The organism is Methylobacterium sp. NPDC097929, assembly GCF_049543375.1.
GTDB lineage: Bacteria > Pseudomonadota > Alphaproteobacteria > Rhizobiales > Beijerinckiaceae > Methylobacterium.
The window spans coordinates 143,718-159,283 of sequence record NZ_JBMVEP010000003.1 but is presented as its reverse complement, the minus strand read 5'-3'; the positions used below and the strand labels follow the sequence as shown (position 1 = coordinate 159,283).

19 protein-coding genes are annotated in these 15,566 nt (G+C 70.1%); 10 read left to right on the top strand and 9 right to left on the bottom strand.

The window, feature by feature from the left end; all coding sequences use genetic code 11:
• Positions 1 to 196: 196 nt before the first annotated feature.
• Positions 197 to 709, top strand: coding sequence for a 5,6,7,8-tetrahydromethanopterin hydro-lyase (gene fae / locus ACPCJR_RS10885; RefSeq protein WP_003604760.1), 513 nt, complete (start codon positions 197 to 199; stop codon positions 707 to 709).
• 292 nt (positions 710 to 1,001) lie between these two features.
• On the opposite strand, the gene ACPCJR_RS10880 is transcribed toward fae, so the two are convergent.
• The gene (locus ACPCJR_RS10880) at positions 1,002 to 1,703 is read right to left on the bottom strand and encodes a HisA/HisF-related TIM barrel protein (RefSeq protein WP_391512286.1); all 702 of its coding nucleotides are present in this window, start codon (positions 1,701 to 1,703) and stop codon (positions 1,002 to 1,004) included.
• A 3-nt stretch (positions 1,704 to 1,706) separates the two neighbouring features.
• Here ACPCJR_RS10880 and ACPCJR_RS10875 point away from each other — a divergent pair, with 3 nt between their 5' ends.
• Positions 1,707 to 2,741: a hydantoinase/oxoprolinase family protein gene (locus tag ACPCJR_RS10875; protein ID WP_391512287.1), complete on the top strand. Its 1,035-nt coding sequence runs from the start codon at positions 1,707 to 1,709 to the stop codon at positions 2,739 to 2,741.
• 55 nt (positions 2,742 to 2,796) lie between these two features.
• The gene (locus ACPCJR_RS10870; RefSeq protein WP_391512288.1) at positions 2,797 to 2,997 is read left to right on the top strand and encodes a hypothetical protein; all 201 of its coding nucleotides are present in this window, start codon (positions 2,797 to 2,799) and stop codon (positions 2,995 to 2,997) included.
• Positions 2,998 to 3,014: 17 nt separating this feature from the next.
• On the opposite strand, the gene ACPCJR_RS10865 is transcribed toward ACPCJR_RS10870, so the two are convergent.
• From ACPCJR_RS10865 to ACPCJR_RS10830, 8 genes are all read right to left on the bottom strand, one after another.
• Positions 3,015 to 3,923, bottom strand: a complete 909-nt coding sequence (locus ACPCJR_RS10865) for a beta-propeller fold lactonase family protein (protein ID WP_391512289.1) — start codon at positions 3,921 to 3,923, stop codon at positions 3,015 to 3,017.
• A gap of 217 nt (positions 3,924 to 4,140) precedes the next feature.
• Complete coding sequence (locus ACPCJR_RS10860; RefSeq protein ID WP_391512290.1) at positions 4,141 to 4,671, bottom strand: SRPBCC family protein; 531 nt, start codon at positions 4,669 to 4,671, stop codon at positions 4,141 to 4,143.
• Between the two features lie 71 nt (positions 4,672 to 4,742).
• A complete protein-coding gene (locus ACPCJR_RS10855; RefSeq protein WP_391512291.1) occupies positions 4,743 to 5,276 on the bottom strand; it encodes an SRPBCC family protein in 534 nt (177 codons plus the stop codon).
• A 20-nt stretch (positions 5,277 to 5,296) separates the two neighbouring features.
• Complete coding sequence (locus tag ACPCJR_RS10850) at positions 5,297 to 5,893, bottom strand: DUF447 domain-containing protein (protein ID WP_110353721.1); 597 nt, start codon at positions 5,891 to 5,893, stop codon at positions 5,297 to 5,299.
• 1 nt (position 5,894) lies between these two features.
• On the bottom strand, positions 5,895 to 7,541 hold the full coding sequence (locus ACPCJR_RS10845) for a DUF6513 domain-containing protein (protein WP_391512292.1): 1,647 nt from the start codon (positions 7,539 to 7,541) through the stop codon (positions 5,895 to 5,897).
• Positions 7,538 to 8,149: a uridylate kinase gene (locus ACPCJR_RS10840; RefSeq protein WP_391512293.1), complete on the bottom strand. Its 612-nt coding sequence runs from the start codon at positions 8,147 to 8,149 to the stop codon at positions 7,538 to 7,540. The genes ACPCJR_RS10845 and ACPCJR_RS10840 overlap by 4 nt, the downstream gene beginning before the upstream one ends.
• Before the next feature lie 5 nt (positions 8,150 to 8,154).
• Positions 8,155 to 8,829: a (5-formylfuran-3-yl)methyl phosphate synthase gene (locus tag ACPCJR_RS10835; protein WP_391512294.1), complete on the bottom strand. Its 675-nt coding sequence runs from the start codon at positions 8,827 to 8,829 to the stop codon at positions 8,155 to 8,157.
• A 96-nt stretch (positions 8,830 to 8,925) separates the two neighbouring features.
• Positions 8,926 to 9,480: a DUF3280 domain-containing protein gene (locus tag ACPCJR_RS10830; RefSeq protein ID WP_391512295.1), complete on the bottom strand. Its 555-nt coding sequence runs from the start codon at positions 9,478 to 9,480 to the stop codon at positions 8,926 to 8,928.
• Between the two features lie 224 nt (positions 9,481 to 9,704).
• Between ACPCJR_RS10830 and ACPCJR_RS10825 the strand changes: the two genes are divergently transcribed.
• The 7 genes from ACPCJR_RS10825 to ACPCJR_RS10795 all read left to right on the top strand — a co-directional run bounded on the left by ACPCJR_RS10825 (position 9,705) and on the right by ACPCJR_RS10795 (position 15,359).
• Entirely contained in the window at positions 9,705 to 10,949 is a 1,245-nt protein-coding gene (locus ACPCJR_RS10825; RefSeq protein ID WP_391512296.1) for an ABC transporter substrate-binding protein, read from the top strand.
• A gap of 198 nt (positions 10,950 to 11,147) precedes the next feature.
• Complete coding sequence (locus tag ACPCJR_RS10820; RefSeq protein WP_391512297.1) at positions 11,148 to 12,149, top strand: YVTN family beta-propeller repeat protein; 1,002 nt, start codon at positions 11,148 to 11,150, stop codon at positions 12,147 to 12,149.
• A 43-nt stretch (positions 12,150 to 12,192) separates the two neighbouring features.
• Complete coding sequence (locus tag ACPCJR_RS10815; protein WP_391512298.1) at positions 12,193 to 12,627, top strand: hypothetical protein; 435 nt, start codon at positions 12,193 to 12,195, stop codon at positions 12,625 to 12,627.
• Between the two features lie 179 nt (positions 12,628 to 12,806).
• Positions 12,807 to 13,043 carry a hypothetical protein gene (locus ACPCJR_RS10810; protein ID WP_391512299.1) on the top strand — a complete coding sequence of 79 codons (237 nt, stop codon included), beginning with the start codon at positions 12,807 to 12,809 and terminating at the stop codon, positions 13,041 to 13,043.
• Complete coding sequence (locus tag ACPCJR_RS10805) at positions 13,040 to 13,789, top strand: ABC transporter ATP-binding protein (protein ID WP_391512300.1); 750 nt, start codon at positions 13,040 to 13,042, stop codon at positions 13,787 to 13,789. The genes ACPCJR_RS10810 and ACPCJR_RS10805 overlap by 4 nt, the downstream gene beginning before the upstream one ends.
• Before the next feature lie 24 nt (positions 13,790 to 13,813).
• Positions 13,814 to 14,707, top strand: a complete 894-nt coding sequence (locus tag ACPCJR_RS10800; protein ID WP_110353712.1) for an ABC transporter permease — start codon at positions 13,814 to 13,816, stop codon at positions 14,705 to 14,707.
• 22 nt (positions 14,708 to 14,729) lie between these two features.
• Positions 14,730 to 15,359, top strand: a complete 630-nt coding sequence (locus ACPCJR_RS10795; protein WP_391512301.1) for a hypothetical protein — start codon at positions 14,730 to 14,732, stop codon at positions 15,357 to 15,359.
• Positions 15,360 to 15,566 lie beyond the last annotated feature (207 nt).

The window sequence follows — 15,566 nt, the reverse complement described above, 5'->3', positions numbered from 1 at the left end:
CCCGAAGACTTCCAAAAAATCGCGGATTTCAGGGTCTTGCGCGGGTTGTTCGGCGGAAGGGCCCGCTGTAGGGTCCGCCCCGCTATCCGGGCAAACCGGCTCGGCTCTCAGCCGGGCGCCGCAAACAAGGATGGCTTCCAGGCCCCGCCTCCTCTCAGGGCGGGCCTTTTTTCAGGAATCCAGGGAGAGACCCCGAATGGCAAAGATCACCAAGGTTCAGGTCGGCGAGGCCCTCGTCGGCGACGGCAACGAAGTCGCCCACATCGACCTCATCATCGGACCGCGCGGTTCGCCGGCCGAGACGGCCTTCTGCAACGGTCTGGTCAACAACAAGCACGGCTTCACCAGCCTGCTCGCCGTGATCGCGCCGAACCTGCCGTGCAAGCCGAACACGCTGATGTTCAACAAGGTCACCATCAACGACGCCCGTCAGGCCGTCCAGATGTTCGGCCCGGCCCAGCATGGCGTCGCCATGGCCGTGCAGGACGCGGTTGCCGAAGGCATCATCCCGGCCGACGAAGCCGACGACCTGTACGTGCTGGTCGGCGTGTTCATCCACTGGGAAGCGGCCGACGACGCCAAGATCCAGAAGTACAACTACGAGGCCACCAAGCTCTCGATCCAGCGCGCCGTGAACGGCGAGCCGAAGGCTTCGGTCGTCACCGAGCAGCGCAAGTCGGCGACCCACCCCTTCGCCGCCAACGCTTAGATCGGAGGCAGTCCTGGGCAGAGCGAGCCTCCGCCCGCACCGCGGGGTCTGCTCCAGCGACTGGCTTCAATCTTCCTTGGACGCTAACGGATCGGGACGGCTTCGGCCGTCCCTTTCTTTTTGGGCGATGCCCGCCTCAATACTTTGGGCTGGGTCGAGTGTGCTTCGTCATGGCAAGGCAAGGCCGAAGCCATCCCGTGCTCCGCATGATCCGGAGAGGTCGCGCCCCCGGATCGCTTCGCCGATGCTCGCGAGGACGACGGAGCCGAGACCGATCGACCCGACAGCGCACTCAGCCCAGCCGTCCGTCGTGGATGGCCGAGGCGACGAGCGCACCGGCTGCACCCGCTTCGATGAGTTGCGCCACGTCGTCCGGTCCCCGCACGCCGCCCGCCGCGTAGATCCGCCGGCCTCCGCCCGCCGCGATGGCTCGTGACATTCCGGAAAGATCGGGACCGGTGCCGGTGCCGATCCGGGCCAGCGTCATCACGATCACCTCGTCGGGCCACGCCCCCGCATCGTCGTGCAGGGCATCCGGCCCGAGCCGGGTCTCGCCGCGGCTGTCGAGGGAGAGCACGGCGCGGTGTCCCAGCGCGCGCACGAGATCGGCGTCCCGCTGGCTCTCGCTGCCGATCACCGGACGGCCGAGCCCGAGCCCGCCGAAGCGCTCAAGTCCCGAAAAATCGGAGAAGCCGGCATCGACCCAGAGCACGATTCCGGGACAGGCCCGGGCCACCGCCTCCAGGCTGGCGCGGTCGGGCTCGGTACCCTCCATGATCGCGTCGAGATCGGCCACGTAGAGGAGATCCGCCCCGACCGCGTCGATCAGGGCGCGGGCGATGTCGGCGGGGGCGGAGCCCCTGGCCAAGGGGGTGTCGATCGGGGCATAGCCGTCGCGCTCGCCCGCGCGGGCGCGCACCACCTGGCCCCGGCGCAGATCGATCACCGGGATCAGCCGGAAGGGCGCCGGGCGCTCCTCGAAACCTTGGGACATCGCGTGAACCGGAAATTGACCAGGGTCGTCGGGTGGGATCTCGGCGGGGTGCATGTCAAGGCGGCGCTGATCGAGGAGGGCCGCGTGGTCGAGGCGGTGCAGGCCCCCTGCGCGCTCTGGCGCGGCGTGCGCGCCCTCGACGACAGCTTCGCGAGGCTGCCGGACTGGGCGCGGGACGAGGCCGCTCACGCGGTCACCATGACGGGTGAATTGACCGACTGCTTCGCCGACCGGGCCGACGGCGTCGATAGGCTCTCGGCCTGGGCCGCGGCCACGCTTGAGGGGACGGTGCGCATCTATGCCGGCCGCTCCGGCTTCGTCGCGGCGGACGCCGCCCGCACCCATGCGACCGACATCGCCTCGGCCAACTGGCACGCCACCGCCGCGCTGGTCGGGCGCCACGCACGCGACGCCCTGCTCGTCGATATCGGCTCGACCACCGCCGACCTGATCCCGATCGTGGACGGGCGGCCCGCCGCCCGCGGCTACAGCGACGCCGAGCGGCTGGAGACGGGCGAGCTCGTCTATACGGGCGTGGTGCGCACGCCGCTCCTGGCCTTCGCGACCCACGCGCCCTGGCGCGGCCGGCGCACGGCGCTGATGGCCGAGACCTTTGCGAACACCGCCGACATCTACCGCCTGACCGGCGACCTGCCCGAGGGCGCCGACCAGCAGCACAGCGCCGATCTCAAGGGGAAGTCGCTCCCCGAGACCGAGACGCGGCTCGCCCGCATGGTCGGCCGCGACCGGGGAGAGGGCAGCGCGGACGAGTGGCGGGCGCTGGCCGCTTGGTTCGCGGAGGCGCAGATGCGTCCCCTGCACGACGCCGCCGCGACCCTGCTCTCGCGCCCCGATCTGCCCGCCGACGCGCCCCTCGTCGTCTGCGGCGCGGGGCGCTTCCTGGCGGAGCGCCTTGCCGCCCGGCTCGGACGCCGCCCGCTGCCGCTCACGGGGGTGATCGCCGGGCGTCTCGCCGCGACGGGATCGGACTGGGTCTCGACCTGCGGGCCGGCCGTCGCGGTCGGGCTGATTGCGTGAGGAACGGGGCCGCCCCCGCGCGTTGACGGGGGCGACACGGAACGAGGAGATGCGAATGACCGCAGGCAACAAGCTCGCCCGGATCCTGGCGGCCCGGAGCGGCGAGGCCATCGAGCTGGCCTTCGTGACCGAGGATGGACGGACCACCAAGGTTCTGGCGAGCGAGGACCAGATCGACCGCCTCGTGGACGAACTGGAGGACGTCCTCAATTCGCCCGCGGAGGGCGGGTCCGGCGAGCCGCCCGCGGCGGCCTGAACCGGGCCGGGCGACGATCAGCGCAGGAAATCGCCGAAGGCACGGGGACCGTCGCCGGTCTCGATCGTGCCCGTGACCTTGAGGGTCGAGGGATCGATCAGGCTCAGGGCGTTGTCGCCCCAGTTGGCGACGACGACGGTCTTGCCGTCGCGGGTGGTGGCGATACCCTCGGGATGGTCGCCGACATCGATCGCGGCGAGCGTCTTCAGGGTCGCGGGATCGAACACCGTCACGGTGTTGGAATACTGATCGGTGACGAAACCTTTGCCGCCCGCGAGCGCGATGACGTAGGGGCGCTGGCCGGTGGCGACCCGGCCGGTCTCGCGGCCCGCGGCGACATCGATCGCCGAGACATCGTTCGAGGTCACGTTGGCGGTGTAGGCCTGCCGGCCGTCGGCCGAGAGCGTCAGGCCGAACGGATGCCCGCCCACGGCGATGCGCCGCGTCTCCCGGCGAGTCGCCAGATCGACCACGGACACGGAATCCGATTCCCGGTTGGCCACCAGCAGCGTCGCGCCGTCCGGTGTGACGGCGAGGCCCGAGGGCGATTGGCCGGTGGCGATCTCGCCCTCCCGCTTCAGGCCCTCGCCGTCCGGGCGCAGCACGAAGACGCGCGCCCCGTACCAGTCGGCGACGTAGACTTCGCCGGAGACCGGGTTGACGCCGATACCGAGGGGGCCGCCGGGCAGGTCGAGGCTCGCGCGCATCGTTCGGGCATCGAGATCGATCACCGCGACGCCCTTGCCCTCGGGGCGGGTGACGTAGGCGGTCCTGCGATCCGGGGAGAGGGCGATGCCGGCGGGCGCGCCCGGGACGGGGATCGAGCCGAGGACCTTCTTCGAGGCGAGGTCCACGATCTCGACGGCGTTGCCGAGCTGTGCCGTGACGACCGCCTCCTGCGCGAGGGCAGGGGAGCCGACGAGCATGAGGAGATAGGCAAGGTGCCAAAAAGCCCTTCCCCCTCTGCGGGGGAGGAGGCCTGCGGGGCAAGCGGGAGAGGGGCCGGCTCCGCATCGTTCGGAAGCGGCGCTCTCCTCAGCTCGTCCCTTTCGGGGAACACCCTCTCCCGCGGAGGGGAGAGGGTTCGGCCGGCGTGCCCGGCCAAGGGATCGCAGCACGCCGGCGTCCTGCATCATCGACCCCTTACGAGCCCTTCTCGGCCTTGGCCTTCACGTTCTCCAGGCCGGCCTTGTAGAGGCCGAGCACGGCCTTCTTGGAGGCCTCGTCGTTCAGCTCGGGCGGCGGATCGTTGTTCATGTAGCCGCGATAGAACGCGCCGCGCCACGTCATCTTGGTCTTGGCGCCGTCGCCCTCGACCTCGATGGTGGAGGAGTAATCGTTCACCGGCAGGGTCTTCACGTCGACCTTGGTGATCCGGTACATCAGGGTCTTCTTTTCGGCGTCGTACTTGGCGAGTTCTTCCTCGACCGTGGCGCCGCCCTTGAGCGTCAGCGTGCGGGTCGCCTTGACCTCGTTGCCGCCCTTGCCCTCGGTCTTCTCGACCACGGGAATCCAGCTGCCGTCCTGGAAGTTGCCGATGATCGCCCAGACCTTGTCGGCGGGGGCGTTGATCTCGATCGACTCGGACACCTTCTGGCGCGTGGGGCCGTGAGCCTGCGCGGAAAAGGTCACCGTGGCGAGCGCCGCCACGGCGGCGAGCGTTCTGAACTTCATTTTTTTCTCTCCTCCCATCGAAGCCGCCGGAGGGCGGCGTCCTCACCCGTCGTTCGCGGACGGCGCCCTCGTCAGGAGCCGCCCTTCTCAAGCCGGGCCTTGAGGTTCTCAAGGCTGGCATGAACCCAGGCCCGCACGGCCTTCTCCGAATTCTCGTCGTTGAGTTCGGGCGGCGGGTCATTGTTCGGATGGCCCCGGTAGAAGGCGGCCTTCCACGCGACGGTCGCGGCGTGGTCCCCTTCGGGCCGCACCGAGATCGTCGCCGAATAGGCCTTGGCCGGCAGGTCCGAGACCTCGTTCTGCAGGATGTAGTAGGCGAAGCTCCTGCGCTCGGGATCGATCTTGCGGGCCTCCTCGACGATGGCGTGGCCGTTCTTCAGCGTCAGCCGGTAGCCGGGCTTCTCGGGCGTGCCCGTCTGCTCCGCGCGCGCCACGTTCTCGATCCAGCCCGCATCCGCCGGATTGCCGACCACCGCCCAGACCCGGTCGGCGGGCGCGTCGATGGTGATGGTCTCGACGATCTTGCGCCGGGTCGGCGCGTGCTGGGCCTCGGACGTCACGGCGGTCAGGGCGAGCGCCGCGGCGGCGAGAAGGGCGATCCGCATCGAAGCAAGCATCTCCTGCGTCACGAAGGGCGGCTGGCGGGGTCGAGCACGCGCTCGCTGCGCCCGAGCGCGGCCGCGACCTTGTCCTCGATCCAGTCCCAGGCCTCGAGTTCGGCCGGGCCGGCGGTCTTGGCGATGGCTATGGCATGATAGGCCATCTCCGTCAGGACCTTTTCCGGGCTCAGCATGTGGAGCCGCGTGGACAGGATCGCCGCCTCGATCACAGCGCCCTGCGCCCGGTTGTAGCCGATGAACGGCACGTGGCCGGCCGCATGCACCATTCGCCCCCGGTAGCGCGGACGTTGCGGGTCCTCGTCGATCGCCGCCACCTCGAACTCGGCATGACCGAAGCATTCGGCCAGCCGCTTCCCCGGAATGTGATCGCAATCCACCACCGGCCAGTCGCGCCGCCCGGTGACGACGCCCGCGATCACCCGCACGTCGCTCGGCGCCGAGGCCGCGAAATACGGACGGTCCGCGAGATTCTCGATGGTGGGCGAGGGACGGAACGGGGCGAGCACGAAATCCTCGCCCTCCCGGATCAGGCCGAAGGGCACGAGGTGCATCTCGCCCGCCGCCGAGAGGGTGGTGACGACGGTCTCCAGGATCAGCGGCATCTCAGCTCCGGTCCCCGTTCGGAGCCTCATCCGGCACAAGCCGGCCGCAGACGATGCGCCCGCCCTTCGGCTCGGAGAGCGCGTCCCGCGCCTCGTCCGAACCGCGTCCGGTCTCCGTTTGCGGCGGCTCGGCGTCCCGCTCCGGTGGCGTCGCGGCGGCGCGCGCCGCCTCGGACGCCTCGGGGCCGCTATGCTGGGTATGGGCGGACTTGGTGTAGCTCGACTTGGTCCCGCTGGACTTGGCGTGGCTGGACTTGGTCGGCCCGGCCGCCTTGAAGGCGGTGGTGTCCTCCTGGGTGCGGTCGGCGGCGCAGCCCCAGTCCAGGGGTTCGTCCTGCACGTAGCGCTTGCCCAGGCGGAAGGCGGTCTCGGCCTTGGTCAGCTCGCCCCCGAGATAGAAGGCGTGCGCGCCGTCGCTCTCCACGCTCAGATCGGGGAAGAAGGCCATCGCGTCGGTGCCGGTCCGGTGGATGTCGCGGTTGTAGACGTGGATGCCGTCCTCGGCGACGGCGATGCGGTAATTGGGATCGCGCACCTCGGCGGCCAGGGCCGCAATTTCATCGGAGGTCTGCACGAAGGGGCGCTTGTCGTGAAGCGCCAGAAGGGCGCGGCCGTAGCCCTTGGGCAGGGCCGCGTCCTCCTTGGCCGCGTACATCACCCGGCGGGCCGCGTCATGCTCCTCCACGGTGCGGCGCGTGTGGTTCGAGACCTGCACGATCAGCACGTTGCGGATGGCGAGTTCCGAGCACATCCCGACGAGCAGGGCCGTGACGCCGAGGCTGTCGGCCTCGGTGAGCTCGGTGAGGTTGCCGGTGCCCATCATCATCTCGATGTCCGGCCAGCGTGCCCGGGTGTCGCGGTAGCGCGCGATCGAATCCACGAAGCCGAAATGGATCGGCTCCAGGATCGGGTCGGCCATGTAGGGGCGCCCCGCCCGCTCCATCCGCTCGATGGCGCGGTCGAGGGAGGGCAGGTCGTCGGGCCGCATCGGCACGAGGACCGGCACCGCGTCGGTCTCGAAGGCGAGATCCAGCGTCTCCTCGTTGAGGCTGAGGAGGTAGTCGGCCCCGGCCCGCGCGCCGCGGGTCAACTCGTCGAGCGAGAAGGAATCGACGCTCACCTTGAGCCCGGCCCGTTTCAGCGCACGCACGCAATCCTCGAGATGCGGGAAGGGCGTGTCGGGCAGGCCGCCGAGGTCGATCACGTCGGCGCCGCGGCGGGCGAGGTCGAGGCCCTTGGCCAGGACTTGGTCCGCCGTCATCTTCGAGGCGTCGACGATCTCGGAAAAGATGCGCAGGTCGTGCCGAGAGAGATCGACCTTGCGGCCGGTCAGGCCGAGATAAGCCGGCAAATCGACGATCTCGTCCGGTCCCCGCTCGACCGGCAGGCCGAAATGGCGGGCCAGAGCCTCCGGGTTGGCGCGGCAGCGCCCGGGCAGGACGATACGGGTCGCCCCCTCCGGCATCGTCACCCGCCGCTTGATGATCTCTTCGGTCATCAGCGCGGCCACCTTCACGCCCGCATCGGCGATGCTCCAGGCGAAGCGCTCGGGCGGCAGGGTCGCGGCCACCTTCTCCAGCCGGGCATGGGCCAGCTTGCCGGTGACGAAGACCAGATGTTCGGGGACGATGTGTTCGGGCGCGCTCACGCGGCGTGCCTTTCCGGTAATGGGCCGCGGATCACGATCTCGCCGGGGAAGGCGGCCGCGAAACGTGGGAAGGCGGCATCGACGAGGCCCGAGCGCACGAGCGTCTGAAGATCGGCGGCCGCATCATGGTTTGCCGACTTCACGAAGATGCAGCGCCCGGCGCCGAGCCCGCGGGCGAGCCAGAGGGCGAGGCTGTCGGAGGTGACGTCCCAGCTCTCCGGGATCTCGGGATGGCCGGCCTTCAGCGCGACCGGATCCCAGATCGCCGAACGGCCCCGATCCAGGATCTCTCCCACGGCGTCCGGGCTCGCGGCGACGGCGAGCCGGGGTTCGAGCGCGGAAAAGACCTCGGCCATGCGGCCCATGGCGTCGAGGGCGAGGCGGTGGGCGAGGCGGTCGTCGAAGCCGAGGGCGGCCTGCGCCGTACGCACCGCCTCGGCGAAGGGGCCGCCGCCGGGCACCACGGCGACGACAGGGGTCTCCGCGCACTCGGCCAGGACGGCGCACAGACGGTCCCGATCGGAGACGAGGCTGCCGCCGACCTTCACGACGATGGCGTTCTCCCTGCTCCCTGCGGAGGGGGGCGGGATCTCTGCCGTGCCCTTCATCGCGGTCACGCGGCGTCGGCCCGCAGGCCGGCTCGCAACGCCGCGACGGCTTGCGTCACCCGGACTCCGTCGAGATCCTGCCGCCGGTCGCTCGCCCGGCACAGGCCGCCGCGGAAGCCGAGATAGTCCGGGTTCAGGGCCGCGAGGACCGGGATGTCGGAGAGAGCCAGCGAGCCGGCGAGACCGCTCATCAGTCCCCGCGCCCGGCAGGCCGCGACGAAGGCGGCGAGACGCGGCGCGGGCAGGAGGGCAGGGAGGGCCACGCCGCTCTTGCCGCTCGTGTCGATCATCGCCCCGCAGAAACCCGCCGCGGCGAGGCGGCCGGGCGCGTCCTCGATCCAGCCATCCTGGGCCACACCGTCCTCGGCGAAGAGCACGCCGATGACCCGGCCCGGTACGCGGGAGGCGGCCTTTTCCAGCGCCGCGTCCCCGGCGGCGGTCACGGCGATCTTGATGAAGTCGACGCCCGTCTCGGCCATGGCCGAGACCGCCGCGGCGATCTCCCGGCCGGTGCCGTCGCCCGCCACCGCACTCGTGACCGCCCGGCCGCCCACGCGGGCGACGATGGCGCGCACGGTCTCGGGCGAAAGGGCGCCGAGCGCGCCGCGCTCCGGGTCCTTGGCGTCGATCAGGTCCGCGCCGGCATCGAGGGCGGTCAGCGCCTCGTCGAGCGCACGCACGCTGACGAGCAGCCGGGGTCGCGGGTGAAAAGTCGGTTCAGCGTCGGACACGGGGAACGCTTTTGCTCAGGCCTCGCGACCGCGCAAGCCCCACCCTCAGGATCGGCCGGGCAGCGGCTCGGCCAGCAGGCGGTTCTTCACGATCCAGCGCACGGCGTGGGACCAGTCGTCGTCGGTGTTGGCTCTTATCACGACCTGGCCCTGGCGCACGACCTTGCCGGTCTCGGCCTCGGCGATGACGACGACGAGGCTGAAGAGCTGGTTGGCACCCTTGTCGGCGAACGCGGTCACGGCCAGCTCCGCCCCGAGCGCCTTGGCGATGGGCCCGGTGCAGCCGTTGCACTTGTAGAGCGGGCTCTCCTTGCGGATCTCCTCGGCCTGGGGTCCGAGATCGACGCTCTCGAGGCCGCCCTTCTCGACGAGTTGCTTGCGCAGACCGTCGGTCACGAGTTCGAGGCGCTTCTGGTCGGCGGGAAGGGGCTTGCGACCGTAGGCGAGGGTGGGGTCGTTGACTTCGGCCGGGAAGATCGCGGCCTTGCGGGCGCCCTCTTCGGCCGTCGCCGCGCCGCCGAGGACGGCCGGGAGCGTGGGCACCAGGGCGAGCGCGGCCAGCGCGGAGCGGAGGCGGGACGGAGGGGCGCGAAGTCGCATGGGGCTCAAGCCTGGGGTCGGGCGCGGGGCCGCGCGAACCATCCCTAAACTCGCGTCCTCGGAGGATTTGGCAACCTCACGAGCCTCGCCTCCCCGGCGGGCGGTGCCGCCTTCGGCAGCCGGCCGCCGGGGAGGCGAGAAGGCGCATCCGCCTCTGGATCTTATAAAAATCTTATGCTTCCGTCGTTGAGGCGAGTGGCAAGATGTTGCTAGCCTGCCGGACAATGCGCTCGTCCGCCCCGCTCCTCCTCGCCCTCGCCGCCGGCTTCGTCGCCGGCCCGGGCATTCCCATTCCCGCCCACGCTCAGGAGCCGAAGGCCGCGACCGGCGAACCGCCGGCCGCGCAGGCCCCTGCGCCCGCCTCGGAGACCCGCGTCGCCATCCTCTACCGGCCGGTGCCCGCGCCCTCCTCCTACGACGCGGAGGCCGAGCCCGAGGATCTCGGGGTCGCCGGCGCCCGCATGGCGGTGAAGGACAACAACACCACCGGCCGCTTCACCAAGCAGACCTACGCGCTGGACGAGGTCGCCCTCGACGGCGAGCGCAGCGCCGTGGAAGCGGCCAAGGACTTGGCCGACAAGGGCGTGCGCTTCTTCGCGCTGGCGCTGCCGGCCGACGAAGTGCTGGCCGTGGCCGACGCGCTGAAGGGGACGGGGGCCGTCGTCTTCAACGCCGGCGCGCCGGACGACCGGCTGCGCGGTGCCGATTGCCGTACCAACCTGTTCCACGTGCTGCCGAGCCGCGCCATGCAGACGGACGCGCTGGCGCAGTACATGACGCTGATGCGCTGGCGGAAGATCTTCCTGATCGTCGGCCCGAGCGAGCGCGACCGGGCCTACGCGGAGGCCATGAAGAACTCCGCCCGCAAGTTCGGCCTCAAGATCACCGCGGAGAAGCCCTGGACCTTCGGGCCGCTGGCCCGCGCCCGCGGCGACACGCCGACCCGGGCCGAGGCGATGGTGTTCACCCGCGGCCTCGACTACGACATGGCCGTCGTTGCCGACGAGGAGAGCGATTGGGGCGAGTACGTGCCCTACCGGACGGTCGATCCGCGCCCCGTCGCCGGCACGCAGGGGCTGATCGCCACGACCTGGCACCCGACCCTGGAGACCTGGGGCGCGGCCCAGGCGCAGAACCGCTTCCGGCGGCTGACCGGGCGCCTGATGAAGCCGCTCGACTATCAGGTCTGGTCGGCCCTGCGCAGCGTCGGCGAGGCGGCCACGCAGACCCGCAGCATCGACCCGGCGGTGATCGCCGCTCACCTCGTCACGCCCGAATTCTCGCTGCCGGCCTACAAGGGCGTCTCGCTGACCTACCGGCCCTGGGACCACCAGCTGCGCCAGCCGATCATCGTGGTGCAGCCCAAGGCCATGGTCTCCGTGGCGCCCGAGCAGGGCTTCATCCACCAGCGCACGCCGCTCGATACCCTCGGCGCCGACGAGCCCGAGACCGCGTGCAAGCTGAAGTGATCGTTTCCGGGTGCGGCCGGGGCACGAACGGGCGAAACCCTCGGCGGATCCGAGGACGATGCGGCAATCGACCGCCCGCCGGGAAGCCGTCCCTCACCCGTTTTTTCTTTGAGGCGCCGGGTCCCGAGGGCCATGTCGCCCTCAAGACGAATTCAACCGCGGCGCATCCAAGCGCCGCCGACGACAGGGAGGATGCCGATGGTCGCTCGCGTCAGGGCAGGGCTGGGCTGCGCGTTGCTCGCGGGCGCGCTACCCTTAGGCGCTTGGCTCGGGACCGTGGCAAGCGCCCAGGCCTTCACCGCCTACGTCACCAACGAGAAGGCCAACACCGTCTCGGTCATCGACACGCAGACCATGGCGGTCACCGGAACCTGGAAGGTCGGGCGTCGTCCGCGCGGCGTGACGCTCTCCAAGGACGACAAGGAATTGTTCGTCTGCGCCAGCGACGACGACCGCATCGACGTCCTCGACACGGCAACCGGCAAGGTGGTCCGCTCGCTGCGCTCCGGTCCGGACCCGGAGCAGTTCATCCTCGATCAGAGCGGCAACCCGCTCTACGTCGCCAACGAGGACGACAGCCAGGTCACCATCCTCGACATCGAGAAGAACAAGGTGCTGGCCGAGGTGCCGGTGGGGGTCGAGCCGGAGGGAATGGGTCTGTCGCCGGACGGCAAGATCCTCGTGAACACCTCCGAGACCACCAACATGGCCCACTTCATCGACACCAAGACCTTCGAGGTGATCGACAACGTGCTGGTCGATGCGCGGCCCCGCTTCGCCGAGTTCTCCTCGGACGGCAAATACCTCTGGGTCTCGGCGGAAGTGGGCGGCACGGTCTCGGTAATCGATGTGGCCACCCGCAAGGTCATCAGGAAGATCACCTTCAAGATTCCGAGCGTGACCGACGAGCAGATCCAGCCCGTGGGCGTGCGCCTGACCCGGGACGGCACCAAGGCCTTCGTGGCGCTGGGGCCGGCCAACCGCGTCGCCGTGGTCGATGCCAAGACCTACGAGGTGCAGAAGTACCTCCCCGTGGGCCAGCGCGTCTGGCAGCTCGCCTTCACCCCGGACGAGAAGCAGCTCTACACGACCAACGGCACCTCCAACGACGTGTCGGTGATCGACGTGGAGGGGCTGAAGGTGGTGAAGAGCATCCCGGTCGGGCTGCTGCCCTGGGGCGTGGCGATCTCGAAGAAATAACCGACGGACCGCCGTTCAAAGGCGGCGCAGGGAGGAAACGGACATGAGATGGACGACGCGCCTCGGCCTCGCCGCCGCGGCCCTGATGCTTGCGAGCGCCCCGGCCGGCGCCCTCGACCTCACCAAGAAGCGCCAGAACCTGCCCGACCTCGTCCTCGGCAACGAGGAGGGCAACGATTTCGTGGTGGAGAACAAGGATATCGAGCTGGAGGCCGGCAAGGCCTACCGCCTGCGCATCGTCGCCAAGGGGCGGCAGGAATACAAGTTCTACGCGCCCGAGTTCTTCCGCTACATCTGGTTCAACCAGATCGTGATCGAGCACAAGGAGATCCACGGCGGCGGCCCGCCCGATCACCTCGAATTCGACGATCCCGGCGAGATCGCCATCGAGTTCGTCGCCATCAAGCCGGGTGCGTACAAGTGGTACGCGCAAGGGCTTGAGGAGAAGGGCATGGCCGGCACGATTACGGTGAAGTGAGCTTGATCATGCGCATCGGCTTCAGATCCCGCACAGCCATTCCCCTCTTCCCTCTGCGGGAGAGGGTGGCCCGCGAAGCGGGTCGGGTGAGGGGAGCGCCGCTTCCGGACGGTGCGGAGCCGGCCCCTCTCCCGCCCTGCATCCGCAGGGCACCCTCCCCCGCGAAGGGGGGCGGGTTTATGGCGGGCGCCGCATTCGCCCTCATCCTCCTCGCCGCCCCCGCGCTGGCCGACGACCGGGCCGCCTGCGCCGAGGGCATCGCCGCGGTGAGGGCGCAGGCCGAAAAGCTCGCGCCCGGAAGCGTCCCCCAAAAACTCACCCGCGCGCTGAAGATCGCCGAGCGCGAACAGGGCGAGGGCGAGTTCGACGAGTGCCTGGAAGCCCTCGACGACGCGCGGCGGGCGCTGCCGAAATGAGCGCCGCCCTCGAGGTCGCCAGCGTCAGCCACCGCTTCGGGCAGCGCGCCGCGCTCGACGACGTGTCGCTCACGGTGGAGCGCGGGCACTTCATGGCGCTGCTCGGCCCCAACGGCGCGGGCAAGACCACGTTGTTCTCGGTGATCACCCGGCTCTACAACCATCAGGAGGGCCGGGTCTCGATCCTCGGCCATCCCCTCGACCGGGAGCCCTCGCGGGCGCTCGCCCGCCTCGGCGTGGTGTTCCAGGCCCGGACGCTGGATACCGACCTCACCGTCGCGCAGAATCTGCACTATCACGCGAGCCTGCACGGCATCGCCCGTTCCGCCGCGCGCGCGCGGATCGCGACGCTGCTCGCCCGCGTCGGGCTGGCCGAGCGGCGCGACGACAAGATCCGCACCCTCTCCGGCGGCCAGTCGCGGCGCATCGAGATCGCCCGCTCCCTGATCCACGCGCCGCGCCTCCTGCTGCTCGACGAGCCGACCGTGGGGCTCGACCTCGAATCCCGCGCCGACATCGTCGCCATCGTCCGCGCCCTGGTGCGGGAGGAGGGCCTCTCGGTGCTCTGGGCGACCCACATCTTCGAGGAGATCTCGCCCGAGGACGACGCCGTCGTGCTCCACAAGGGCCGCATCGTCGCCCGGGGCCGCGCCGGGGAGATCGCCGGGCCCGGCGAGAGTTTGGAAGCCGCCTTCCGCCGCCTCGTCGCCGAGCCCGGCCGCGAGACCGTGAAGTCCGCCGCATGAGTTTCCGGTCATGAGTTTCCGGTCATGAGTTCTTCGTCGCAATCCGGCGTCGCGGCCCGCACCGAGGAGGCCGCGACACCGGTTCCCCATGCGGGCCGGCTCGATGCGGTCGGCTACCTCATCGCGCTCGGCGGCATCGTGCGCCGCGAGTTGCTGCGCTTCTTCCACCAGAAGGAGCGCTTCTTCTCAGCGATGGTCCGCCCGCTGGTCTGGCTGTTCATCTTCGCGGCGGGCTTCCGCAACACGCTCGGCACCTCGATCACGCCGCCCTACGAGACCTACGTGCTCTACGAGGCCTACGTGGTGCCGGGGCTCGCCGTGATGATCCAGCTCTTCAACGGCATGCAATCCTCGCTCTCCATGGTCTACGACCGCGAGGTCGGCTCCATGAAGGTGCTGCTCACCTCGCCCTATCCGCGCTGGTCGCTGCTGCTCGCCAAGCTGATCGCCGGCGTCAGCGTCTCGATCGTGCAGGCCTATGCCTTTCTGGCCATCGCGTGGTTCTGGGAGACCGGCATTCCGCCGGTCGGCTACCTCGCCGCACTGCCCGCCTTCCTGGCCTCGGGACTGATGCTTGGCGCGATCGGCCTGTTCCTGTCCTCGCTGGTGCGGCAACTCGAGAACTTCGCGAGCGTCATGAATTTCGTGATCTTCCCGATGTTCTTTGCCTCTTCTGCCCTATATCCGCTCTGGCAGGTCCGGGCCTCGAGCGAATGGCTCTACTGGATCTGCCAAGCCAACCCGTTCACCCACGCCGTCGAACTGGTGCGCTTCGCCCTCTACGGGCGTTTCGAGCCGCTCGCCTGCGCCGTGGTGGTGGGAACCGGCCTCCTGTTCTTCGCGCTCGCCGCGATCGCCTACGATCCGGGCCGCGGCATCATGGCCCGGCGGGGCGGACCGGCCGGCGAAGCCGCCTGAGACATCCCCGATGAGCTTGCCCATGCCCCCTCACAGCGTCCGCCTCCCGCTCGTCCTCCTTCTCGCTCTCGCCGCGAGCCCTGCTCTGGCGCAGCCCAAGGCCGATCCGGACTGGCCCTGCCCGCAGCGCAAGGTCACGACGCTCGGCTACGGCTCGGTCTGGACCGGCCCCGATCTCGCCGAGGCTGGGGAATGGGGCAACGACCGCGAGGCGGCCCAGCTCGCCCGCAAGCTCGCCTCCCGCCGCACGGAGCTGCGGGAGGTCGACACGCTGCTCGACGAGTTCGCGGCGAAGGTCGATCCGGCCGAGAAGGGCAAGCGCCTCACCCGCGTCTTCGCCGGCGTGTTCGAGGTCATCAACGGCGAGCGCAGCACCGTGATGAACGGCATTACCCGCTACGCTCAGGGCCAGCGCCGTCTCGCCGAGCGCATCCGTGACGAGGCGGACAAGGTGAGCGAGCTCAAGGACAGCCCGGAATCCGATCCGACCAAGGTCGCCTCCAAGGAAGCCGCAGACTTGGAGACGCAGTTCAACTGGGACCGGCGCATCTTCGACGAGCGCAACCAGTCGGTCTCCTACGTCTGCGAGGTGCCGACGATCTTGGAACAGCGCCTGGGCGAGGTCGCCCGCCGCATCCAGTCGCGCCTCTGATCCGGACGGACGCGGACGGCCCGCGCGTGCCCCGGCATCGGCCCGGGGCACGGCCGGCGGGCGGCGCGAATTCTTTCGACAACGCTCCCCGTCCCCGAGGTATCAGCCTGCAGGCTGAGTTACGGACGCGGACGGCCCGCGCGTGCCCCGGCATCGGCCCGGGGCACGGCCGGCGGGCAGCGCGAATTCTTTCGACAACGTTCCCCG